Below are 25,252 nucleotides of genomic sequence, written 5' to 3'. Positions count from 1 at the left end.
TAAAAAGGGAGCCGAAGCTCCCTTTATATAACAGTTAAGTTATAAAATTACTTTTGTTTACGACGACGCATAAATGCAAACGGCGCTACTAGTAATGTTAACCATGCAAGAGAACCAGAAGAGCTTTTCTTCTTAGTCTCAACAACTGGAGGTACTACCACTTCAGCAACGCTAACGCTAACCATTACAGGTTCAGAAACATTACCGCGTACATCAATTGCCACAACTTGAATTTCAGCTGATGAATTTCCAACTAACAACTCTGTATTTACAACAACTACTTGACCTTGCTCATCAACACCTAGACCAATATTGGTATTAGACTGAACGAAGTACTCCGAAACGTCTAAGTCAAAATCAGACTCCGTAATTGTTAATTTACCAACAACTGTGCCATTTTCTGCATCTTCAGAAACTGTAAATTCACCACCAACTAACATTGGGGCTTCAATTGCAGGAAGCTCTAAATCAGCACTTGCCATTGCTTTAACAACACCCAGGCCAGATGTTTGCGATAATGCAAATGGACCGCTAGCTTCAACAATCGCTTTTTCACCAGGTTTAAGTGATGAAACCACTTCGCCTGTCTCTAATGACGTTAATGCTACAGTAGGAGAAGTACCAAATAACGTTGAACCTTCAACGCTGTCTGTTTCAGAAAACACACCCGTTTGATAAGCAGGGCTACCTACTGAAGCTTTAAAGTTCATTTGCTCGCCAATTAGCGAAGCATCTACGTTAAATAAGTTTGTACACGCAGAGAATGTAACCGTGTTCTCACCCGCTGAATGAAACATCGGAGTAACCCATGCTAAAGAGTCGTTACCCGCACCATCTGTTGTTCCAATTACTGTACGGCTACGACCTGGGAATGCAGTTTGACGACCACGGTCGTTATAGTTTTGCATAATTTGATCATATACGCCGTCATTATCTGTATCTATTTCAAGTCTAACGCCAGCTTGGAATACATGAGTTAATGGGTCACGTAATTGGATAGAAGATGTTACAAAGATACCCGAATCACAAGAGTCATCAGCAAAAGCAGAGAAAGTAGTCGAAATAATATTAAATTCAGCTTCTTCTCGTGTTTTTTCAGTACCCATTGCAATAATGGTTTCTGCGAACGGCGTAATTTCTGTTTGACCACTATTTTCAACGATAAGTGCCATCTCGTTGTCTATAATTTGAGATGAAACACTTAGCGCTGTCGCTGCTTTTGGCATTACGTGATACACAACGTGTAAATCATGATCTGTATCTGTACTTGCATCATCAAATACTAATGCACCATCAAACTCTACTGAAGTAAGTGCTGCGCTTCTTGCTGCAATATCGTCAGCACTAAACGGGTTTTCTAATTCCCATACTGGCAGTTTTGTAGGATCAACAGTTAGTACCACGTCAAAATTCATTGACTGACCTGCAGGAATTGTTACTGATGCAGGGAAATCCCAGCTAATTGCTGCTGTATCTTCATCATTCTGGTAACGCGCTTCAGTGCGTAGTGCATACGTTTTAGCGTCTGATGAAAAGTTTTTAACCGTTACAGTCTGCGTTAACGACTCTGTTTCAGTCATAGACACCAGACCAAAAGAAAGCGCAGCTTGCTTAGTATTAAATTGTGTATTATTAACCCATGCAGCTACTGGTAAATTAACTGCTTTAGTTACGTCAACTAAGCCTGAACCAATCATACTAATTGGAGCAAGCTTTGAGTCAGGGTTAGTTGCTAGCGGCTCGTTGGTTACATTTAGATCAGCTGCATTCATGATCGTAGCTTTAATTTCAAATGCATTTCGCTCAGGGTGAGCTTCGCGAATCATCGCAACGGCACCGGCAGTTATAGGGCCAGAGAAAGACGTACCAGATACAGGGTTATTCTCAGTTTGCGTACCAGCTGCAGCTACTTCAATACTTGTACCTGGAGCTGTAATTTCAGGCTTTAATAAACCATCCATAGAAGGACCACGAGAAGAGAATGTTGCTACGGCTCCCGATGTTGTTTTAATTTTTACATCAATATCAAATGTTGCCGTATTACCTGCCGCTAATTGCGCTTTTAAAGCAGCACCTGCAGCAAAATTAATACCTACATTTTTAATCGTAACAGCAGCGTCACTGCCACCCATTGGTGCAGGGGTACCATCATCTGTATTGTTAGCAATCAGTACAAATTCAGCACCTTTTTTCTGTGCATTAAGTACTTTAACTGTAAATGCACATGCGCCACGGTCAATTAATACAGCTTTACCTGTAAAATCAACATCAGCGGCAAACTCATCACAACCATTTTGGTTGGCATCAGGGTAAACTAAGTCAATATCAGCGCCTGAAATAGCATAGTCAGCCTGCAAACCAAACCCTGAACCTTGGATATTACCTTCAACACCCGCAACAGTACCAGTAGCTATACTAACTTGAGTTGTTGGATGCGTCATCGCGCCTACAGATAGTGCATTTGGTGTTGTACTTGGACCACCAACACGAAATGGGTTATCGCCGTCATTACCAGCAGAGATAACCATATTTACACCTAGATCAACAGCACGTTGAATTAAATACTGCGCACCACCACCTGTGTATGTATCACCAAACTCGCCACCGAGTGACATATTCATTACATCTACACGATCAGAAATGTCACCATCTCCATTAGGATCCATCGCAGCTTCTAATGCTGCAACTTGTGCCGCACTTGGACAACCACCACCACAAACAGAGTAAACATACAGCTCTACATCAGGTGCAATACCACTTACTGAGTGTGAAGAAGATGTACCGTGATTTGTTGGCTCATCAACATCAGGAATAACAACAACAGGATCGTTTTCAATTGGGTCTGCATCATTGCGAATAAAATCGAAACCACCTTTTACAATACCTTGTGGCCAAGTAACTGCGGCAGGATCTTCCTGAGCAGCATCATATGCCTCAACAGTACCCGCGCCATCAAATGCTTTGTGAGTATAATCAATACCTGTATCTAAAACAGCTACTCGCTGGCCTTTACCACTTACAATACCCTCATCGATTAAAGGTTTAGCATGAATATAGTCCGACGTTGCAGCTACATGTAACTCGTTATCAAACATAGGTAATACTTTAGCTACACGTGAGTCTTTTGCTATTTTAGCTAATGCTTCTGGTGATGCTTGAACAATTAGTGTTGGTGCTAGTATTTTAGTTTTACCAATTACTTTCGCATCAAAATCTAAGCTATTGAGCTCTAAAGTCATTGTATCTTGAAGCTGCTCAATATTTGCCGTAATTTCACGGTTGTTTGATGCCTGATAAGTACCATTTACAAATCCATCAACAGAGGTCGTCGCACGAAGTACGATCATATATGCTGATGGTTCTTTCTGTGCAGAAACAGTATCTTTAACTTGCTCTGCTTGGTGATGAGCAATAGTAACTGTAGGTAAAGTTGTTGCACTTGCGAATGTTGCAATAAACGCACTTGATACTGCAGTTGCTATTGCAGTTCTTTTTATTATGTTTTTAGACATTATTTCCCCTGGGACGAGTTTTATATTATTGTGCTTATACCAATCGTAATTGGTTTGTAACTAGAATATAAAACTTTACACCCACCCTGAGCAACACCTTGATTACAAACAAATTACAATGCGTCTACACAAAGACAGAAAACAAGCCTAAGCAATTGATTTGAAGTAACAATAATTCAATCTAAATTTGTAAACAAGTGTAAACAAACCGACCTTTTTGAGACAAATATGAATAATGAAGTGATTAACATCTTAACTATGGCTAAAGTAATTCAAACCGCAGTGGCTCCTGTATTTCTCATAACCGGGATTGCTGCCACACTGGGTGTTTTATCTAATCGCTTAGCACGAATTACCGATAGGGCACGTCAATTAGAACGCAGGTTAAAGGTAAGTACAGATGAAGATTTCAATAAATCACTGGCTACAGAACTTCGCGCCCTTTTAAAGCGCTCTCGATGTATACATATCGCTTTTAGCTTGAGTGTTTTAAGTGCTTTGCTTGTATGTGCCGTTGTTATGCTGTTGTTTTTATCACATATTCAATCTATAAATTTAGGCGTTACAATTGCCTGCTGCTTTGTTGCAGCAATGGCATTGCTTATATGTGCCTTTATGTCTTTACTTGGCGAGGTATTTTTAGCAACTCGAAGCATGCGTCGCGGGATGATATTTGCTGACATAGACATAAACGATTAAATTTTAATTAAACCCATCGCATTTGCTTGAATAAATACGATGTTAGATACAATATACTTAATTAATAATTAAAATTTCCAACAGGGGCAAACATGAAATTAAAAAACGTATTAGCAACAATAGCGCTAGCAACGTGTGCATTTAGTGTATCGGCAAATTCTGCATTTAAAGAGCCAAGTGACGCAATTGAGTATCGCCAAGCTGCATTTTCAATGATCTCAGTACAAATAAGCGATATGGGTGCAATGCTAAAAGGCAAAGTACCTTTTGACGCAGAGCAATTTAAAATGCGTGCTAACAACGCAGCTGCACTTTCAAAAATGCCATGGGAAGCGTTTTACGAAGGAACCGATAAAGGCGATACAGCGGCACTTGCTGCTGTTTGGGCTGAAAATGCAACCTTCGTTGAAAAAGCGAATGCTTTTGCAGCAAATGCAGATAAGCTAGCGTTAGCTGCTCAATCAGGCGATAAAGCCGTAATCGGTAAAGCTTTTGGTGCATGGGCTAAAGGCTGTAAAGATTGCCATAAACAATTTAAAGATTAATTATTATTGTTTTAGCTGCTTGATGAAGTAACAATAAGTAATAAAAAAGCACGGAACGGTTAACCGTTCCGTGCTTTTTTGTATCTATTATTGAAATACATATATTACTTATTAAACTAAACCTTAACTGGGCTGCGTTTAAATATACGCTTAATAAGCCCCGACAAGCGCTTAAACAAGTTACCAATATCGCTTAATATGATATACAAACATGGTACCAATATAAGTGTTATTAATGTTGCAAACATCACTGCAAAACCAAGCGCTACCGCCATAGGTATTACAAACTTAGCCTGCAAACTTGTTTCAAACATAATGGGCAATACGCCTGCAAATGTAGTGATTGAAGTAAGTAATATAGGTCTGAATCGAGCACAACCGGCATCTATTACAGCATTTTTAATACTAACACCTGCTTTACGGGCTTGATTCACATAATCGGTCATAACGAGTGAGTCGTTTATAACCACCCCAGCTGCAGCAATAATACCAAAGCCAGACATTAAAGTTATATCCAAACCAAACCAGTAATGCCCCCATATTGCTCCCGTTAAGCTAAATGGAATCACCGACATAACAATAAGTGGTTGCGCATAACTCTTAAGGGGTACGGCTAATAAAATATACACCAAAATCATACCGCCGAAGAAAAACATCTTCTGCTGATTAGCTTGATCTTGTTGCTCTTCAATGGCGCCACCAAGTTCTGACTTAACACTTGGGTACTCTTCTTTAAGTTGTGGTAGTAATTTTTCTTTAATTTGATCTACAACTTCGTTTGGCTCAATCACTTCCTCATCAATGTTGCCATAAACATACACTGTACGATAACCCCCTTCGCGGCGAATATAACTAATACCCGGTGTTTCAGTGAGTTCAACTACATCGCCAAGCAGTACTTCACGGCCCTGCGGGGTAGTAACAACCGCATGCTTAAGTGACGAAAATGCCTCTCGAGTCAGTTTAGGGTAACGTACCATTACACGTACTTCCTCGCCTCGGCGAATAACACGTTGAGCCTCACCACCGTAAAAGCTTGCCCCAACTTGATTAGCAATAGAAGCCAAATCTAAACCTAAGTCGTAAGCGACCGGTTTTAGGCTCATTTGCACTTCTTTACTGGCAGGGTCTATTGTTGAGCTAATATCAAACAAACCTTCTTGCTGTTGCAGCAATTCTATAAAGCGACGACCAGCATTATTTAATGTATCAATATCTGAGCCATATAATAAATAACCAAATTCGCCGTCACTGCCTCCTCCATTTACATCATCATAAATGGTTAATGATTTAACACCGGCAATATCAGGCATGGCTTCGCGCCAACGGCGTGATAATTCAAACGCGTTATAAGGACGCACACTTTCATCAACAAGAGGTACAAGCACTTGGGCTTCGGTGCGCCCTTGGTTAAATACTAAAATATCTCTTATGAGTTTTTGACCATATTTGCGCTCGGTATCTTCATCAATCGCAATCACCATCGCCTCTATTTCACGAATAGCATTTATTGTTTGTATGTCTGATACATTGTCATTCATTTCTAGATTTATTTGTGGGTAGTCATGCGGAATTTTTGGCATAAACCCAGTACGAACTTGATTTGATGAGATTAAAGCAAAGGTCACGATCAACAGGGCGATAAATGAAAATAATACTGACCAACGCCATTCAACACAACGTACAACAAAGCGCTTATATGGGCCATTTACAAAACCAAAAAATCGCGTATTAAACCGATCTCGCCAGCCCCCCTCTTTTATTGGTGAAAAATGAGTGTGAGCAATATGGGCTGGCAGTATCAACTTTGATTCAATCAAACTAAATACTAAACACAACATTACCACCACTGCTATACCATAAAAGAAGGCACTTTCTGGGCCTGTAGATAACGTAAACGGAGCAAATACTGCAATGGTAGTTAGTACACCAAAAGTTGCAGGGGTTGCTACGCGTTTTGCGCCATTAATCACATTAACAACACCACCGCCTTTTTTTTCTATTTCGGTGTAGGCACTTTCGCCTATGACAATGGCGTCGTCCACCACAATCCCTAGCACCATAATAAAGGCAAAAAGTGATAAAATATTAATGGTTACACCAAACAATGGCATCATCATCATTGCGCCCAAAAAGCACACTGGCAAACCAATCATCACCCATAATGCCAACTTAAAGCGTAAAAAGATTGATAGCATAATTGCAACCAAAATAGCGCCCTGAATGAGGTTTGTAACCATCATGTCTAAGCGGGCATTTAGGTAATACGTAAAATCCATTAGTGGCTCTAAACGAACCCCCAGTGGTAGCTCTTTGTTTTTTAATTCTATAAATGCTTTTACTGAATCAGCAACTGGGATAATACTTTGCTCTTCAGTCGCTTTTACCGATATATATACTGCATTTTCACCATTGAATTTAAAGTAACGCTCACCTTCAGTGAACTGATCTTTAATCACGGCAATATCTTGCAGTAACACTTTAGCGCCATTAGCCCCTATTTTTACCGGTATTTGCCTAAATTCTTCACCTGAGTAAAACTGATTTTCGACGCGAACAGAAATAACACCTGCGTCTGTTTTTAGCTGCCCCGCCGAAAAGTTAGCTGAGTAACGACGCACTGCATTCATTACATCACTAAGGGTTAGGTTATATTGACGAAGCGTATCGGGTTCTATTTCAATTGCTATTTCATCAAGAGGAACATCGTTTACCACTAACGACACGTTAGATAGCTGTAGTAACTCATCCTCTATTTGGTTTGCTATAGGCTTAAGCTCAGTAAGAGGTAGGTCAGCAACAAGCGTCATACCTATTACATCTTGCCTAAACTCAACTTGACTTATGGTGACCGGTTCCATACCGGCTGGGAACGTTGCTATACCATCAACACGTAACTTTACTTTATCAAGCACATCGGTAAGTTTTGCATCGGTGTTTATTTCCAGGCTTGCTGTACCGCCATTTCTAAATGCGCGATACACGCCTTTTTTAATTTCGGTCACATCTTTTAGTGACTCTTCTATTTTTATAAGTATGCTTTCTTCTATTTCTTGTGGTGAAGCGCCAGGATAGTTAGCTTCAATATTAATGTAGTTAATTTCTACATTAGGGAACATTTGACGTTGGATATTTAGAAAGCTAATAATCCCCATCACCACAATAAAAATCATCATTAGGTTGGCAGCAACGGAGTTATTGGCAAAATAAGCAATAATACCGGTTTGTTTTTCAGCGTTAGACGCTGTATTTGGTAGTTCAGTGTTACTCATAACTCAGCCTACCTTTATAATTTTTCAGTGGAAGCATTTTCAAGTGCCTCTGTTTTTTTAGTATCTTGAAGGCCCGCAATTTTTACAGCCATGCCTTTTTGCGGATATTCTGGCAAAGTAATCACCAACTTATCATCTGCTTGCAAACCATCACTGATGTAAAAGTACTCACCCTCTTCACGAATAACTGTGACTTTGCGTGGCTCAAGTTGCTGCTCTTCATTAACGATCCATACGGTTTTGTTATTAACTAACTCTTGCGGTAAACGGTAAATATTATTAAGCATTGCACCTGCAAAATTTATCTGTACGTAGCTACCAAACTTAATCGCTGGTTGTTTATTTTTAAGACCGTATGGGTCTTCTATACGCACCACTAAACTGCTCATACGCGTAGCGTTATCAACAATTCCTAGGTCGCGGTCAATTACACCTTCTCGGGTAAAGCTGTTTAGGCCTTTTTGAATAATCGTTGCGGTAATGCCTTTAATACGTTCTGGCAAAAAAACGCTATCGAATCCTGCGATAGGAATAATCACTTCAGCGGTCTCAATATTATTGAGTTCAGCAACTTGCGAACCCATAGTAACAAATTGTCCAACACCTATATTTCGGCTAATCACCAACGCATCATAAGGGGCTGTTACATCACAATTATCCAAATCACGTTGCGCGCGCTTTAATGCAGCTTGCGCCGACTTAACAGATGCTTGTGCACTGAGCACTTGAGGTTTACGTAAAAATAAATCTGTGCGCGCTTTACTTGGAAAGCGCTTGGCTTCGTCTTCGGCTACTTGAGCTTGAGCTTGTTCTTCTATTAAACCCGCTTGCGCGCGAGCAAGCTCGGCCTCTGCAACAAGTACTGCAGCTTCATAGTTATCTTTTTCAATAGTAAATAGCGTCTCGCCACGAGCAACTACACCACCGGCTACAAAATTAGGATGCCAACTTAACACCTCGCCCGACACCTGCGCCGAAAGCTGTGTATTTTCAAGTGGTTTTACTTCGCCGTAGCTATTAATGATAACTTGGTGATCATTTGCTGCCACAGGCTCAACTTGCACCGTTGGACGAGCATCAATAACTTCTTTTTTTTCTGATTCTTTTGCAATAGCGTTAATTGCCATAAAACCAACGATACCTAAAGCAAGCGCGACGAATGGAAAAACCCATCTAAGTGAATTTGATCGCATATCTTATTTATCCCTAAAATTTTATTAACATCATAATACCAGAGCGATACAAAATATTAAGGTGACATTTGTAAGTAACTGTTGCAAATAAAGACAAATTACAACTATTTACGCCGATGAAAAACAAATAAAAGAGTAATTCACCTCATTTTGTATATTTTGTTACAAATTTTAACTACTTAATATCAACGAGTTACCAATAATTTCATAAAACTCATCGCGAAGATGTGCGAAATTAAATTAATTTACGTACAGTCCATTTAAATTAACAAACATTAAAAGCTTTAAAATGAAATTAACCACAATTACGCTTGCGCTTAGCTTAGCGCTTGGCGGGCATGCATTTGCAGCCGATAAAAAAGACGAAAAAGAGCCAAAAACACTTAGCGAAATGATCAAAGGACAAACCGAATTTGCCGGTATATTTAACCTTTATCAAGACGAAAAAACAGGTAAACACCTTATGGTGATTAGCGAGTCTCAACTTGATACGCCATTTGTATATTTTGCCCATACAGTTGATGGCGTTACAGATGCAGGCCACTATCGCGGAGCTTACCGCGAAACCAAGTTGATTGAATTTAGAAAATACTTTGACCGCATCGATATTATTAGTAAAACACCTCGCTATAAATTTGACGAAAACAGTGCAATTTCAAAAGCGAGTGATGCCAATATTAGTGAAGCGGTACTTGCGAGCATTAAAATAGAAAAAGAAGAAGGCGGTAAAATAGCATTCAACGTAAATAAATTGTTTTTAAGCGAAGCACTTCATAAAGTATCGCCTACACCAAATCCTGCTGATAAAAATGCTAAAAAGCGCTTTAAAGTAGGCAAGCTAGACGATAAAAAATCACGCATTATTAAACAGCGTCCATACCCTAATAACTTAGACGTGGTTGTTGATTACGTATTTACTAACCCAAACCCAACGGTACGTGGCTCAAATGCAATAAGCGATCCACGCAGCGTATCGGTAAAAGTGCAGCACTCGTTTGTTGCTCTACCTAAAAACGATTACCAGCCGCGCATGGACGACGCCCGTATTGGTTATTTCACAAATCAATTTGACCAAATGACATCTACCGATTGGGCACCTTATGAAGATGTTATAAAACGTTGGGATCTACAAAAGAAAGACCCAAGTGCAGCACTTTCAGAGCCAGTAAAACCAATTACTTGGTGGATAGAAAACACCACACCTCTTGAATGGCGCGATACTATTAGTGACGCTGTTTTAACGTGGAATACCTCTTTTGAAAAAGCAGGCTTTAAAAATGCTTTAGAAGTAAAAGTACAACCAGATGATGCAGATTGGGATGCGGGCGATATTAATTACAACGTACTGCGCTGGACTTCGTCACCTAAACCTCCATTTGGCGGATACGGTCCAGCACTTGCCAACCCATTAACAGGCGAAATACTGGGCTCAGACATTATGCTTGAGTTTGTATTTATGAAAAACCGCTGGATTTACGACACACTTTTCACGCAAGGAACAATGAGCCATGGTGAAACAACAAATACCGGTGAGCTAAATTGCTCACTAGGGCATGAGATTCAACAAAATCTAATGCTTGCCAAAGGTCTTGCTAGCGGCGACAAAATTGAAGATAAAGAAATGCTTCGCCAAGGTTTAACGCAATTGGTACTTCACGAAGTTGGCCATACTTTAGGTCTTAACCACAATATGAAATCATCTATTTTGTGGAATGAAAAAGAAGTACACGACAAAAACAAAACCCAAGGTATAGTAACCGGTTCTGTTATGGATTATGCACCCGCTAACATTGCCCCAATTGGTATGCAGCAAGGTGATATTTTTCAAACAAAACCAGGCCCTTACGATGATTGGGCTATTAACTATGGCTACAGCGTAGCACTTACAGATGAAGCTGCTGAGCAAGCTAGACTTGAAAAAATACTTGCTCGTTCAAGTGAACATGCCCTTGCCTTTGGTAACGATGCAGACGATATGCGCGCACCAGGTCGCCATATCGATCCACGTGTAATGATTGGTGATTTGTCGTCAAATCCTGCGGCCTATGGCGCAGATCGTATGGCGCTAATTAATAAATTATTTACTGAGCTAAAAGATAAAGCAACGGTTAAAGGCGAGTCTTACCAACAGCTTGTTACCTCTGCTAATAGCTTGTTTGGTCAGTACCGAGCTCAAGCGGGTGTTGTTTCTCGCCAAATTGGTGGTGTGTACGTTGAGCGTGCTGTAGTGGGTGATGCAAACGCAGATAAACCATTTACACCGGTATCTCTTGAGCGTCAAACACAAGCGATGGATATACTCGCAAAGTTTGTATTTGCACCAGACGTACTACAAAACATGCAACCTCTATATAGCTACTTGCAACTGCAACGTCGTGGCTTTAATCACTTTGGTAAAAATGAAGACCCTAAAGCACACAAAATGATTTTAGGTATGCAAAAGTCTGTACTTGCGCAGCTATTACACCCAGCCGTATTACTGCGTATTTCTGATACTGCTTTGTACGGCAATGAATATAGCCTAACTCAGTTTATGCAAGATTTAACCGCTAATATTTTTGTGAAAAGCAAAGACGCAAATTCTATTAGTCACAACTTACAAATTGAGTATGTTAATCAGCTAATCGCAATTGCAGGTCTTGGCAAAGCAAGTAAGTACGATAACTTAGCTAAAACAGCTGCGTTATATCAGCTAACTCAAATAGCCGATACCAGTGCTGCTTGGGGTGCAGATACAGCAACTAAAGCGCATAAAAAATATATTGATCGCTTAATTGCAAAAGCACTAGAAGCATAAAATATCTCTCATAATTGAGTAAACCAAGGCCACGTTTAACGTGGCCTTTTTTATAACTTAATTCACAGATCAAATATAAATAGTGCCTTTTAAATACCTTACAGCATGCCCCGTTAAGGTGACGGTTGTATCACCCACTTCACATAGTAAATACCCGCCTCTGCTTGAAGCCTGATAAGCGCTTAACGTAGTTTTACCCAATTGCTGCGCCCAGTAAGGTGCCAAGCCAGTATGAATAGAGCCTGTTACATAATCTTCGTCGCCACCGCTTGCAGGCCAAAAATAACGAGATATAAAATCATATTCAGCACTTGGAGCAGTGGCCACTACATCAAGTGGATAAAGCATTTTTAAAAGCTCTGAGCTAGTTTTTAATTCAAGTATTTGATCGGCGTTTTCATAAATAACAAAGTAGGCTTGGCGATTTTTAAGCACTTTACTCGGTTGTATAGACAGGCCATCAAGCAGTTGCTGCGGCACATTTTGCACTTCAACCGGTGCTTGTTTTGGAAAGGTCATTGCAAAGCTGCCATCAGCGTTTTTATTAACGATTAGCTCGCCCACCGCATCAGCAATAAAGCGAATTTGCGATATGTTATGCTCTTCACATAAAACATAGGCAGCCGCAAGTGTGGCGTGACCACAAAAATCGATTTCCATTAACGGCGAAAACCAACGAATAATAAAACTACCATCGTCTTGCAGGCAAGTAAAAGCAGTTTCAGATACGTTATTCTCAGCGCCAATCTTTAGCATTAAATCGTCACTTAACCACGATTTCAATGGGATCACTGCCGCATAGTTACCTTTAAATAACTCATTCGTAAACGCATCAATTTGATGAATAGTTAATTGCATTGTTTAAACTTTGTAATGATTAATAGCTTAAAACTGCCACACCTAAACTCAATTAGCACTTTTATTTTAGCTTTAAGCCATTACAGGTCGCACTCTATAATATTGCATACAGCCAAATTGCACAGCGTTTGTAAGCAACAACATAATAAACATAAGTAAGTGCGCAGTACTTGTGGCTGCATTTGAAAGCTCAACAACTAAGCCGCAAATACCAGCAATAAACTGCAAGCTAAAGTAGCGCGCGCTTAAATTACTTACATTACCCGTACGCAATGTTTTATAAGTTTGCGGCATAACACGTACCGAACTCATCACAAGGCCAACATACGTTAAAGCGCTTAATACCGTTGCAGTATCGAGGTTTGAATTCAAAAGCAGTGAAAAAGGCAGTAACGAAAAACCTAACATAGTAACCAGCTGTACACGCTCTCGTTTAGCTGCGTTGAAACGTGCAAAAAAATACAAAATAAGCCCGCTTAACGCACCGGTTACAATAAATGGTAATGCAATATAATAGCGCTCAAAGTAAATATTGTAGGTTATAAAATAAAGGCTTTGCGCTAACCCAAACGTCATCATCAATAGTGATAAACCTGAGACACTACGATTTTTTCGAATTTTGTTTAGTAGTGGTAAAAAACTAAAAACCAAAATAAAAGAAGACAATATAGGCAAATAATGCGCCAAAGCAACCTCACTCGTTACATAAATGTTAACTAGAAATGGAAATAAAAACATTTATTAAACATATGTTTTAAAAGGCTTTTACTATGAGCGCGGCATTGTAGAGCCGCGTAAATTTAACTCAACTAAATAGCAAAAACTTATTTTAGGTACTGGCAAGCTGAGTATACAAAAACCGTAGAATTAAGTTCACAGTTTGTTTGTTTTATTGAAATTCATTACTGAAACTTACAAATAAAAATGATAGTTGTTATCATGCGCAGGTCATTAGCTACTGCATATAAAACCATCCATGAGAAAAATACTTTTTAAGATCCACAGCTGGATTGCCCTTATTGCAATCATTCCACTCATTGTCATTAGTATTACAGGCAGTGTATTAGTTTTTAAAAGTGAAATAGATGGCTTACTTATGCCTGATAGTCACTTTGTTGTAAAAGCGTTGCCAGAGCGTATAGCAATCGATAAATTAATCGCTAAAGCAGAACATGCTTACCCTGAGTATCTAGTGGGTAGCTGGGAGATTTTTAACAATGATACTGCTGATCGGGTTTACTTAGTTAAACGCGGTACAGAGCAATGGTATAAGTTTCATTTAAACCAGTACACAGGTGATATTTTATCGGAGCCAGTAGGCACTAGCCATTACTTTACTGATTGGTTTTTAGAACTACATTACACATTTTTACTAAATGACTTAAAAAGTTTACCTGGGCAAACAGGTACTGTTTTAGGCTTCTTTTTTGCTTTGTTTTTATTAATCTTAGGCATTACAGGCCTCATTATTTATCGCAAGTTTTGGCAACGTCTGTTTAGTGTACGCTGGCGTGCGACACTACAAATAGTCCTTAGCGATATCCATAAAATGACCGGTGTTATTGGCTCCCCTATCATTATTATTTTAGCGATTACAGGTGGCTACTTTAACTGGGCTGTTTGGTATCACGAAGTAATAGAGCACGCAGAAGAAGAACATTTTGTGCTAACCAAAAAGCTACATAGCGCAGATATCTCGTTTCAAGATATTTTAGATAATAGCAAACAACAAATAACTACTTTTAATAGCACTTTTTTGGTTATGCCATTAGAACCGGATGAAAATATTACCGTATTTGGAGAAGTTAAAACTGCCAACCCGCTTGCCAGTGAATACGCCAATACTGTTACCTACAATAAATTGACTGGTGACCACATGGTCAACTGGGATATTCGCGAAGTTGGTATTGGCTGGCAAGTAATTGATAGCTTCAGAAAACTTCACTTTGGTTATTTTGCAGGTCTTACTAGTAAAATACTGTGGTGTGTAATTGGCTTAAGTCCAGTATGGCTAGCCGGAACCGGCTTTTACTTATGGTTTACCCGCCGAAAACGTAAAAAACAGTCACAAAAAAATCGCTTAAGTAAACGCAGTACGGCAAGTGCTTGATTATAAAAAGTTAAGAATTTCAGGCTAAGTTACAGCCCTTAGAGAGTAGCAAGTAACTTAGCCTGAATTCCCATACATTTAATAGCTTCAAAGCGAATAATAGAAGCTCAGCCAAGCACGCATTTCATCTTCAAAACTGTCGCCTTCTACTCGCGACAGTCCCATATTAAATGTTAAATCATTTACGCCCGCAGGCCCCATCCCAAAACTAAAATCACCTTGGTATTTTAAGCCGTAGCTTTGTGCGTATACGGTGTCGTCGAGTTGATGTTGCTTATAATAAAGCCACGGCATGCCTTCTTTAAAGCTAAAGCCGCCACCGTAGCCTTGATAGCGCTTTGCAGTTGCGCTGTAAAAGGGCAGATCAGATGAAAGTACATGTTCACTACTTTGTTGCTGATTAATAAGATTTGATCTAAAACCACCTAATGCAAGGCTATTGTCATCACGCTGTTTTTGATCAAAGTTTGCATAAAGAGGAATACCAAACGCCTTACCAAAAATTTTGGCGGCTAAATCGTAACCTTGCCAATTACTACTTTTACTACTGCCATCGTACCAACTCGCATAAACACTTTGGCCTATCGCAAAATCTTGACGATCATATTGCCAATTTTGAGCAACGCCTAAACGCGTCCAACTTTTATGGCTTATCTTATAATCAGTGTAATTGTAGGCAATCTCTGGCGTTAAACTTAGCTGCCCAAATTTAACTGGGTAACTTACTGCAGCAAAACCACCACGGGCATCTATGTCGGTATTTAAACTTGCTTGGTACTGGCGCGATGTATTTAAATCATAGTCAAACAGTGCAAGTTTCAGTTTTACATCAAGCGCATTATATTTTGCCTGCACATAACCACCGTGCAGTGCTCCATCGTGTAAATCAGTGCTATATCCCGCTTGCAAGTCGAGCTGCTTTAATAAGTCGCTACTTTTAATGCTTAAATCTAACAAACTGGTAGAAGCCGAATAATACTGCGTTCCTAGTGCAAAAGTAGCGTGCTGATCGAGTACGTTGTAATTTGTCTGCTGCGTTGTTTGGTGCGTATATATTTTAGCTTTTGGAAGCGTATGTTCGTTTACAATTAGCAGTGGTGCTTTTTTGTTAGCCGAAAATTCAGTAACTACAGTGCTCTTTATAGCTTTTGGCAGTGTTTTTATATTTGGCCCATCTGCGGTTATCGACAAATAGAGTAACGAGCCATCAGCCATTTCAATTGGGTGGGCAACGGCCTCTTGCCCTTGGGTTAACTTGGTGAGTGTTTTACTCTCTATGTTGTAGTTATAAATATCGGTGGAGCTATTTAAACCTGCAACAAAGTAAAGTGACTCGCCATTATGGCTAAAGCTTGGCTGACTTAAATATTGATACCCGTTTGGCATAGGTACTAGTTGCTGTTGCTCGCCGTTTACACCTTGTATATACAATTGCCAGTTTTCATTTAATGACGTTGATAAATAAGCTAATTTCGTTTCATCAAGACTGAGTATTGGGTAATCGTAAGTTGTCTCAAGGCTTTTTGTAAATAATGGTGTAATGGTTTGCGTATTTAGATCAACCTTTACTAATTCAGAGTAGCCATCTCTTATTTGCTCGCCATATAAGGTTTCACCGTTACTGGTTACGCTAAATCGTCGTATACCAGCAAGTTCGGTGAGTTGTGTAATATTTCCAGTGTCAGTGTTATAGCTAAATATGTCAGACACTTTGTTATAAATACCCGACTCTTCATTGCTGTACGCATTAAAATATAACGTTGTGTTATTTACCCATTGAGGGTTTGCAATACCGGCTTGGTTAATTTGATTAAGCACTTGTTTTTGTTCGCGCTTAAATACACTTGGCGCTGTATCGGGGATGTCTTGTGCATCATTTTCGAGTAGCTCTTTTTGCGCTTTAGTAAACTCTTCTTGCGCTTTAATGTTGTCATAAGTGCTATAAATTATAAGCTTGGTATTACTCTCTTTATCTCGCTCAACAATTGCAATTTTACTACCATCTTTTGAAAGTGCGGGGTTACTTGCATATAAATTAAGCTCAAGCCAAAGTTCACTATTAAGTAACACCTCCCCTTGCTCTATTTGCATTGCTTTATAGGTATATTCAGCTATAAATCGACGATATAGCTTGGCTGCACTTTGCCCAAACACACCGCCAAATGCCTCATCAAAATCCCGCGTTTTTACGCCTTGCATTCGCGTCCAAACACTATCGAGTGTTTGCTCTGAATAGTTTTGCTCTAGCCAATTTAAAAAGCGGCTCCCCATTAAATACGCCATTGAGCCGCCCATAAAGCCCTGCTCGCCATTTAATTGCCCATAGGTTGGCAAAGCACCTTGCTGAGCAAATTCTCGCAGTATTGACTCTGAGTAGTTATCAAATAAACGCCCACGGCCCGTCATTTTAGACTCAATCAACGTGGCATAACCTTCGGCTACCCAGCGCGGTGTATCACTGTAAGTTAAGTCGTATAAATCCCATATGCCACGTACTTTTTGCTGCCAGTCATTGCGTGTTGGCTGTGCTAAGTGTACTAAGTGAATATATTCATGCAGTACAAGTAACTGCTGCCAGCCAGCGCTGTTTGATATAACGGTGTCGGATTGTGGTGGGGTTGTAAAAAGCGCCATTACAGGATTATTTGAGGTAGGTAGCGCAAAGCCATTTGCCGCATTTAGGGGATCAAACACCACTACATCAACTGTTTTATCAAGTGCTCGGTTTTGCTGCTCAAGCACTTTGGTGCGTACTATTTCAAGCTCTGCTGCAGTTGATTTAGCAAAATCAGCATGCTCAACACTGTAGTGAACATTAAAATGTTCGGTATGAATAGTTTGCCAATCGGCTGCAAAGCTCGGTGCTGCTAGTAATAAAGCTGATGCGATAAGTGTTTTTTTCATGAGCGTCCCTAAAAGAATTCCTTAATACCATCTAGAGTATTATTAAATGTCTTTCATGGGCAGTAAGAAAGTGTAATAAAACATGTGAAAATGAGTATTTACACATGTTTTATTAGGGTGATTTACATCCAGCTGCGAGTATCTGACTCAATCTGTTTGATTGTAAAATCAATAATAAAGTCAGCATCTTGCTGCTTTATATAGGGCATAAATGCAAAGCCCGAAGCAAGTTGTATATACAGGCTTTTTAAGCCTGATTTTCTCATTAAGTACGTACTTATACTGCGTGCACTTTGCGCTTTATAAAGCTCAAAAACACGGTAATGAACGCCAATCATACCTTTGCGTACAACCATGTAATATCGGCCATTATCCTCATGCATGTAATAACCATAACGCTGATACGATAAAGTTACCAAGCCAGAAAGCACCACCAAAACACCAAGGCTAATCAAAGTATTAATATCAGCAATAAAACAAAAGCCAAACACGAGTGCACTGGGTAACAATGAATAAAAGCCTAAATTTTTATACAAAAGCGCTCGTTCTGCGCGCTTAAAAGCGAGTTTTTTACTATTAAACCACGGGTAAATCCACTGGCATACACTATCAACTTGCTCGCTATTTAATACGGGTAATACTAACGTTTGTTTATTTTTTTTAGCTGCAACACTGGCTGCTATTCCACCGCTACTTGCTTGTAAACACTCCACGGTAAATCGCTTTAGTAATCGCCCCATTAGGTTTTGTTTAATAACAATAGATTGCACCTTGTCCATGCTCATAGAAAGCTGATGGCGCTCTAACAAGCCAGCAATACGTTTAAACTTTTGACCTTTAAAATAAAGCTCAAAGTTATAAAAACGAATAAGCGACATAGTCACCGATAGCATCACAGCGACCAAAACTAGCAAAACAATTAAGGTGATCATCGCAAAAGTAGCAGCACTTGCCAGCATACCAAGCTCTTGTTGATAAAAGCCTTCTACTTTCGCAATAATTTGCTTCTCTAAAAAATCAACAATCAGGTTTATAAAAGGGGCAACAGCAGCGATTGCTAAAATAGCCATATTCGACATTAAACCAAATTTGGCTATTTCTTTATTACTAATGCTTAGGCTGTTTTCGATAGTGTCTGTTTCGCTTTGTTCAGTATTTTGTATTTCTTGCTGTTGCTGCGCTTTAAAATCAAATATTTGTTTACGCATTTGCTGTGCGTAATCTTGAGTAACACCAGGTAAAACAACTTCTTGTGACACACTGCCTGCGGCATCAAAAATACAATTAACTAAGTTTACGGGGGTAAAATAAAACGGCTCGGCAATATTAACGTTTTGCACGCGGCCAAATTTAAGCGTAAGTCGCTCTTTTTTAAATACACCTTTGTTAAGCAATATTTCGTTGTCGCTACTAATACTAAACTTAAAATTTAAATAATATAAAAATGAGTAAACAAGTAGCAAAATTAGTGCAATACCGCCTGCAACCTGTGCCCAAAATAATTTATTTTCTACTTGAGTAACAAACACCACAAGCATAGGCAGTAAGTTTAAAAGGCCATCTTTTACAAACCGCACACTAAAGTGCACAACAAAGTATAAAAGTGCCCAGGGCGATACTTTTTGCCAGTAAATAGGGCTCGCTTTATCTTCGATAATTGTATTACTCATCGACTAAAGTTGCCTGAGTAGTTGCGTCGTCTTGACGGTAATTTTGTACAAATTGGCGCATATTTTTACAATCATCATGGGTTAGCCCACTAATTTGTAAATCGGCACTTACACCGCCAGCGCTAAATAATTTAATGCTCGCAAGACTAAGTTTTCGCTCTATTGGCCCTTGGTGTATTTCCATATGCTGTACACGTGCTAAAGGTAATACCGTCACTTGTTGCCAAATAACGCCTTTTTTAAAAGCAATGTCATGATCTCGCACTGCAAAACCTCGCAGCCTCACACTTATTATGTTGTACGCCATAGATACGGCCACCAAAATTGGCATACCAATTAGCAAATACGTTTGTGCATTATTAGCAAAGGCTTTATTAAAATAACAAACAGCAATAAGCGCTCCAATTAGCGGTACATAAAACAGAAGCGAGCTAAGCTGTGTATGTAATAAGGCTTTATCAGCCAATGGCTTAAAGCTAATATCACTATGCTTTGGTAAATCCATTATTTGTTGATTGCTAAACACTATTTATCCCTATTACTGCTTTAATTACTTACCAACTAATGGTGGTTATTAAGGTGTGGCTTTGTTTTGGCTCAAGCGTTACTTTATCTGTCAGTACATTAGCGGCCTCTAGGCAGAGCATTGTTTTATATTCATCATCAGCAAAGTTAGATAAGCGTTTTGACTTTTCTATCCATGGATTCCACAGCACACACGAACTTGAGTTTTCGCGGCTCACATTAATAACACCTTCTGGCGTATTAATGCTTTGCACTGTACTTGCTTGTGTATAAACCATATCGGTTTCGCGATTAAAGCTTACAACATCATTTTGTACAAATGGCCCTTCACTAAACTCAATATATTGCGCGCCTTGCAAACCATCAACATGGGTATTTGTAATATCTGAGGTTGGAAAATAGGTATGCAGCGCTTGAGTAAAGCTAAATGGCACACTTCCTAAGTTAGTGGTCGTCAAGCGAACCTGTAACTTATCACTTAACACAAACTCAACTTTTAATGCGGACTGATGCGGCCAATACGTTGTATTAACAAGTTTCATGGGTAGCTTTAGACTAACTGTAATTTGCTCATCAGATTCGTGTACTTCATCGGCTTGCCATACGCTTGTGCGCGCAAAACCGTGGGCTGGCCATCCATCATTAGCATGTGTACCAAACCATGGCCAACAAATTGGAATACCACCTCGAATACTTACACCTTCTTGATAGGTTTCGCTCTGTGACACCCAAATAAGCGGCTTGTTATTTTTAGGAATAAACTCGGTAATTTGCCCACCTTGCAAAAATATTTTTGCATCGCACTTTGCACTAGCTATTTTAATAAACTCAAGACCGGTTTCGCTTTGCTCAATGCTAACTGATGGCGATAATTTCATACCTTCCCCTATAATACTGATACTAAAGATTTTTAATATTTGTGCAAAAACAATAATGCATGCTTAAAGTATACGCTATTGATATTAAATATTGATTGCTGAATTTGTTCATTGCCGATTAATACATCTACAGTAAACTCACAAACAATTACTTTGTACTAACAGCTGTAAATGAACAATACTAAAGTCTATGTAATAAGACTTGCCAATTATTCACAACCTACGTACTGTGCGCAACTTAATGTATACAAGATGCTAAGAATATTTAATAAATTTTGAACAATATAATTTTACATTAGTTTCTGCTCTAAGCATTAAAAACCAATAAAAGCGGGTTGAAATACAATATATAATTTGAATTCAATTTATTTGATGTGTAACATTTCGCGATTACGGCAAGCTATTGCTTTTTCGACGAGATAAAAAAATGCAGAAATATGACGAGTTATTAGTTTCTTTACGTAAAGTGATCCGTGCGATTGATTTGCACTCTAAGCAACTAAATAAAACAGCGGGTTTAACAGGGCCACAACTGCTTATTATGCAGGAAGTTTCCCAAACAAACGGCATAACTGCCAGTCGTATTGCTCAAAATGTCAATTTAAGCCCAGCAACCGTCACAAATATTCTCGATAGAATCGAAAGTAGAGATTTAGTAACACGCGTACGCAGTCAAATGGATAAACGACGAGTGAGCTTATACCTCACAGAAAAAGGAAAAGAGTTACTTGAAAAAGCACCTCAGCCATTGCAAGAACACTTTATTGAAAAGTTCTCTGCACTTGCTGAATGGGAACAGAGTCTTTTACTCTCGTCAATGCAGCGCGTAGCCGCAATGATGGATGCTGACAAATTAGATGCATCTCCCCTACTAGAAGTTGGTGCGCTGACTCAAGCTCCTAAAGAATAAATAATAAAAACACATAAGTTTTGTACTTACTCTAAACGTAAGGCGTTTTTTGACGCCTTGAATTTTTTATTTTTTAATCAACATCTGAGCAGCTACTATGACTAAACTCTCTAAATTAACGTTAGCATTAATTTTAAGTGGTGTTACTGGCACTTCTTACGCCACGGATCTCGACACCCTTCAAAACCAATTAAAACAACTAAAACAGCAAATGCAGCTGCTCGAAAATCAATTAATCGAAGAGAAATCCAAACAACAGAAAATCAATAAAAAGCATGAAGAGCAAGTTGCTAAAATTAGTAAAAAGGCTCAGCAAACAGGAACTGTTGTAGAGCCAGTAAAAAAAGACGACGGTATTAAATTCGGTGGTGCAATTCGCGCTAACTATAGCGTGGCCTCATACGATGAAGATAATAAAGATCGTGACGGTGATTTCGATTTTGATATTTTTCGTTTAAATGTATCAGGAAAAATTAACGATATCTCAGTAAATGGTGAAATTCGCTTTTTTGATTATATGACCGTAATTAAATATGCCTATCTAGGTTATGAGTTTACAAATGATTGGGAAGCGCAAGCAGGCATTACACAAGTGCCATTTGGTAACGGTCCTTATAATTCTCATAACTACTTTTTTAGCAGCAACTATTATATTGGCCTAGAAGATGATTTTGATTTAGGTGTTGTCGTTAAACGCAAATTGAAAGATAACTGGAAATTAGACTTAGGCTTTTTCAAAAATGACGAGCTTGGCGGTGTTGACGGATCAGCATCAGATAAAAGCCATCGTTATTCTTATGATATTGTTGGTAGCCGCAGTGCAAGCGAAGGAACATATGCAGAACCAGCTAATGAGCTTGGTGAGTACAATACCTTTGCTGGGCGTGCAACATATCAAATTAAGCACAATAAAAACATAACAACAGATATTGGTATTTCACTACTCAGTGGCGGCTTACATGACGGTGTAGATCGAGCAGGTAGTTATGGTGCATGGGCTGTACACCTTGATAGTCAGATTAATAACTGGAATATTCAGCTTCAACATGGCGAGTATGACTACGACTTAGACGATCAAAGTGACCGTATTTCGGTTGCAGCCTATGCCTATTACGATACGATTTCAAGCGAGGCAACTATGTCTAGCCTTAACGTTGCCTACAATTATTCGGTAGAATGGGGGCCTGTAAATGCCCTACAATTTTATAACGACTACAGCACCATATACGACAAATCAGACGATAGCGCCAATACGTGGATGAATATAACAGGTGTGAGTGTATCGGCCGGTGCCTTTTTTACCTACTTTGATTATGTTCAAGCGCGTAACCAGCCATTTATTGGCGGAACAATGATAGGAGATGGCGATACAGAGCGTCGCTTCAATATAAATTTAGGTTACTACTTCTAAAAAGTCGCACATAATCTATTCAACAATAAAAAAGGGCAAAATACATTTGTCCTTTTTTTATTGCGTGCTGTTGTTATTTCATACCAATCTGCTTATATATTTGGTCTATTTAATGATTAAAAACCTCACTAAAACCAAGCAAAAACTTTTAACGAAATGAGTCCACTATTTAATACTATATAATCATCATGTTTTTAATAAAATTGGCATAAGTACTTCGAATTACGCCTCAATTAGCCTACAATTTAATGTATCCGTAATTAAACAAAATGAGCATAAGTGAATATAAGAGCAGCCTTTGTTTGTTATAAAAATTTATGGCTAAAAATGCTAGGGCTGATACTGGTTGCACTTGGTATTATTGGCATTGTACTGCCTGTTATGCCCACCACTATATTTTTCATTTTAGCGCTCACTTGTTTTACTCGCTCATCGCCCGCGCTAGAACACTGGTTACTTAACCATCCTCGTTATGGGGCTACATTACAGCAGTGGCAAGCTCACAAAGTGGTTCCCGTTAAAGCAAAATGTTATGCCGCCATTGGCATGTTAATTGGGTTTATATTTTTACTGTACTCTACTGCCCCGATTTGGGTTATTTACCTCGTTGCAGCGATAGAAATATCGGTAATGATTTACCTTATCTTAAGGCCCTCTACTCCACCTAAGTACTAAACGTATACCTACAAATACCCTCCACTTGTAAAATCTTAATGTAAAGTTAAGTAAGTAAATTTGTAATGACTAATGCAAATCATTATCATGTTGTAAATTTTACAATATTAAACTATTTATGGCGTTTATTAATAAGCGAACTTTGTATAGTACAAGTCGCGCTCTACATATTTATATTTCTACAGCTTTATTTTTTCTGCTTATTTTGTTTTGCGTTAGCGGCATTGTGCTCAACCATATTGATTGGCTTAAAAACGATAAAGATAACGGTCAAGTAACTGCAACAATTCCAGCAGAGCTAGTTACCAAAGCCAATGAACAGCTAAATACGCTACCAACGCTTTACCCTGAAATAGAAGCTTACCTAGCCGAGCAATATTCACTTACAAAAGTAAAAAGCATTGAGTGGGAAAAAGAAGACGCGCTTGTCATGCTCGACTACCCACTGCCTGCTGGGTTTGCCTACGCAGAGCTTGATTTTACAACTGGCGAGCTAAATCTTGATTACCAAACAGGTGGCTTTTTAAGCCTTATTGGCGACTTACATAAAGGCCGCCACAGCGGTGAAGTATGGAGTTGGGTAATTGATATATCTGCCGTACTAATGATTTTATTTGCCATCACCGGCATGATTATTTTGTTTCAAAATAGAAAAAAACGCTTAGCAGGAATATGGATAACTTTACTGGGAGTGGCAACTCCACTGGTTATATATTTATGTTGGGTTCCACAAATAAAAGGAGTGTCTTAATGGTTAAATTTAAATTATTTATAAGCACCGCATTACTGCTCGTAGCTGCGTTTTTTCAAACAACGGCGCATGCGCAAACACCACAGCTAGAGGTTGAATTAACGCTTCCCGACTTAGAAGTACAACCGTATCACCGCCCATACGTTGCAGTTTGGCTTGAAACACCAGAGCGCAAACACGTTACAACGCTTGCACTTTGGGTGCAAAAAGCAGAATGGTTTAAAGACTTACGCCAATGGTGGCGTAAAGCTGGTAAAAGCGATGCCAACTTTGACGGCATTAGCGGCGCAACAAAACGCGCAGGTACTTACACCATAAATTGGCAAGGTAATGATTTAGACGGTAACCCAGTAAAACCAGGTAAATACTTACTAAATATTGAAGTTGTACGCGAAGAAGGCGGCAGAGACTACACCCGCGTTGAGCTCGATTTAACTAAATCAGGCAAACTGACAATTGATGGTAAAAACGAGTTTTCTAAAAGCTTCGTCACTGTAAGCACTAAGTAGCTGCTACTTAATCATTTGAATTTAAGGAAATAC

18 protein-coding genes are annotated in these 25,252 nt (G+C 39.1%); 9 read left to right on the top strand and 9 right to left on the bottom strand.

From position 1 onward, the window contains the following. Window positions 1–47: 47 nt before the first annotated feature. Window positions 48–3,512 carry a S8 family serine peptidase gene (locus D172_RS00595; RefSeq protein WP_007377301.1) on the bottom strand — a complete coding sequence of 1,155 codons (3,465 nt, stop codon included), beginning with the start codon at window positions 3,510–3,512 and terminating at the stop codon, window positions 48–50. Window positions 3,513–3,740: 228 nt separating this feature from the next. Here D172_RS00595 and D172_RS00590 point away from each other — a divergent pair, with 228 nt between their 5' ends. After that, a complete protein-coding gene (locus tag D172_RS00590; RefSeq protein WP_007377300.1) occupies window positions 3,741–4,211 on the top strand; it encodes a DUF2721 domain-containing protein in 471 nt (156 codons plus the stop codon). A gap of 92 nt (window positions 4,212–4,303) precedes the next feature. Beyond that, window positions 4,304–4,756, top strand: coding sequence for a c-type cytochrome (locus D172_RS00585; protein ID WP_007377299.1), 453 nt, complete (start codon window positions 4,304–4,306; stop codon window positions 4,754–4,756). Between the two features lie 116 nt (window positions 4,757–4,872). Here the strand turns inward: D172_RS00585 and D172_RS00580 are convergent, their stop codons facing one another. Together D172_RS00580 and D172_RS00575 are read right to left on the bottom strand one after the other, a co-directional pair. Beyond that, on the bottom strand, window positions 4,873–8,028 hold the full coding sequence (locus D172_RS00580; protein WP_007377403.1) for an efflux RND transporter permease subunit: 3,156 nt from the start codon (window positions 8,026–8,028) through the stop codon (window positions 4,873–4,875). 14 nt (window positions 8,029–8,042) lie between these two features. Then, window positions 8,043–9,221 carry an efflux RND transporter periplasmic adaptor subunit gene (locus tag D172_RS00575; protein ID WP_007377402.1) on the bottom strand — a complete coding sequence of 393 codons (1,179 nt, stop codon included), beginning with the start codon at window positions 9,219–9,221 and terminating at the stop codon, window positions 8,043–8,045. A gap of 289 nt (window positions 9,222–9,510) precedes the next feature. On the opposite strand from D172_RS00575, the gene D172_RS00570 reads away from it, so the two are divergent. Beyond that, complete coding sequence (locus tag D172_RS00570) at window positions 9,511–12,018, top strand: zinc-dependent metalloprotease (protein ID WP_007377401.1); 2,508 nt, start codon at window positions 9,511–9,513, stop codon at window positions 12,016–12,018. A gap of 69 nt (window positions 12,019–12,087) precedes the next feature. On the opposite strand, the gene D172_RS00565 is transcribed toward D172_RS00570, so the two are convergent. Together D172_RS00565 and D172_RS00560 are read right to left on the bottom strand one after the other, a co-directional pair. Next, on the bottom strand, window positions 12,088–12,876 hold the full coding sequence (locus D172_RS00565; protein ID WP_007377400.1) for a PhzF family phenazine biosynthesis protein: 789 nt from the start codon (window positions 12,874–12,876) through the stop codon (window positions 12,088–12,090). A gap of 72 nt (window positions 12,877–12,948) precedes the next feature. Further along, complete coding sequence (locus D172_RS00560) at window positions 12,949–13,563, bottom strand: PQ-loop repeat-containing protein (RefSeq protein ID WP_033015705.1); 615 nt, start codon at window positions 13,561–13,563, stop codon at window positions 12,949–12,951. A 289-nt stretch (window positions 13,564–13,852) separates the two neighbouring features. Between D172_RS00560 and D172_RS00555 the strand changes: the two genes are divergently transcribed. Beyond that, on the top strand, window positions 13,853–14,986 hold the full coding sequence (locus tag D172_RS00555) for a PepSY-associated TM helix domain-containing protein (RefSeq protein WP_007377398.1): 1,134 nt from the start codon (window positions 13,853–13,855) through the stop codon (window positions 14,984–14,986). A gap of 87 nt (window positions 14,987–15,073) precedes the next feature. Here D172_RS00555 and D172_RS00550 read toward each other — a convergent pair whose 3' ends face one another. The 4 genes from D172_RS00550 to D172_RS00535 form a co-directional block, all read right to left on the bottom strand. Next, window positions 15,074–17,890, bottom strand: a complete 2,817-nt coding sequence (locus D172_RS00550) for a TolB family protein (RefSeq protein WP_007377397.1) — start codon at window positions 17,888–17,890, stop codon at window positions 15,074–15,076. 122 nt (window positions 17,891–18,012) lie between these two features. Beyond that, the gene (locus D172_RS00545) at window positions 18,013–19,560 is read right to left on the bottom strand and encodes a PH domain-containing protein (RefSeq protein ID WP_007377396.1); all 1,548 of its coding nucleotides are present in this window, start codon (window positions 19,558–19,560) and stop codon (window positions 18,013–18,015) included. After that, the gene (locus tag D172_RS00540) at window positions 19,553–20,086 is read right to left on the bottom strand and encodes a PH domain-containing protein (protein WP_007377395.1); all 534 of its coding nucleotides are present in this window, start codon (window positions 20,084–20,086) and stop codon (window positions 19,553–19,555) included. The genes D172_RS00545 and D172_RS00540 overlap by 8 nt, the downstream gene beginning before the upstream one ends. A 28-nt stretch (window positions 20,087–20,114) precedes the next feature. Further along, entirely contained in the window at window positions 20,115–20,963 is an 849-nt protein-coding gene (locus D172_RS00535) for a D-hexose-6-phosphate mutarotase (protein WP_007377394.1), read from the bottom strand. Window positions 20,964–21,390: 427 nt separating this feature from the next. On the opposite strand from D172_RS00535, the gene D172_RS00530 reads away from it, so the two are divergent. The 5 genes from D172_RS00530 to D172_RS00510 all read left to right on the top strand — a co-directional run bounded on the left by D172_RS00530 (window position 21,391) and on the right by D172_RS00510 (window position 25,219). Further along, window positions 21,391–21,873 carry a MarR family winged helix-turn-helix transcriptional regulator gene (locus tag D172_RS00530; RefSeq protein ID WP_007377393.1) on the top strand — a complete coding sequence of 161 codons (483 nt, stop codon included), beginning with the start codon at window positions 21,391–21,393 and terminating at the stop codon, window positions 21,871–21,873. Between the two features lie 97 nt (window positions 21,874–21,970). Next, the gene (locus D172_RS00525; protein WP_007377392.1) at window positions 21,971–23,284 is read left to right on the top strand and encodes a porin; all 1,314 of its coding nucleotides are present in this window, start codon (window positions 21,971–21,973) and stop codon (window positions 23,282–23,284) included. Window positions 23,285–23,563: 279 nt separating this feature from the next. Next, complete coding sequence (locus D172_RS00520; protein ID WP_033023731.1) at window positions 23,564–23,959, top strand: YbaN family protein; 396 nt, start codon at window positions 23,564–23,566, stop codon at window positions 23,957–23,959. Between the two features lie 118 nt (window positions 23,960–24,077). Further along, entirely contained in the window at window positions 24,078–24,710 is a 633-nt protein-coding gene (locus tag D172_RS00515) for a PepSY-associated TM helix domain-containing protein (protein WP_007377390.1), read from the top strand. Further along, the gene (locus D172_RS00510) at window positions 24,710–25,219 is read left to right on the top strand and encodes a DUF2271 domain-containing protein (RefSeq protein ID WP_007377389.1); all 510 of its coding nucleotides are present in this window, start codon (window positions 24,710–24,712) and stop codon (window positions 25,217–25,219) included. Before D172_RS00515 ends, D172_RS00510 begins: the two co-directional genes overlap by 1 nt. The last annotated feature ends 33 nt before the right edge of the window (window positions 25,220–25,252 follow it).

Source organism: Pseudoalteromonas sp. Bsw20308 (assembly GCF_000310105.2).
Classification (GTDB): Bacteria; Pseudomonadota; Gammaproteobacteria; order Enterobacterales; family Alteromonadaceae; genus Pseudoalteromonas; species Pseudoalteromonas fuliginea.
The sequence above is the reverse complement of the archived record's forward strand: the minus strand, read 5'-3'. Positions and strand labels throughout refer to the sequence as shown.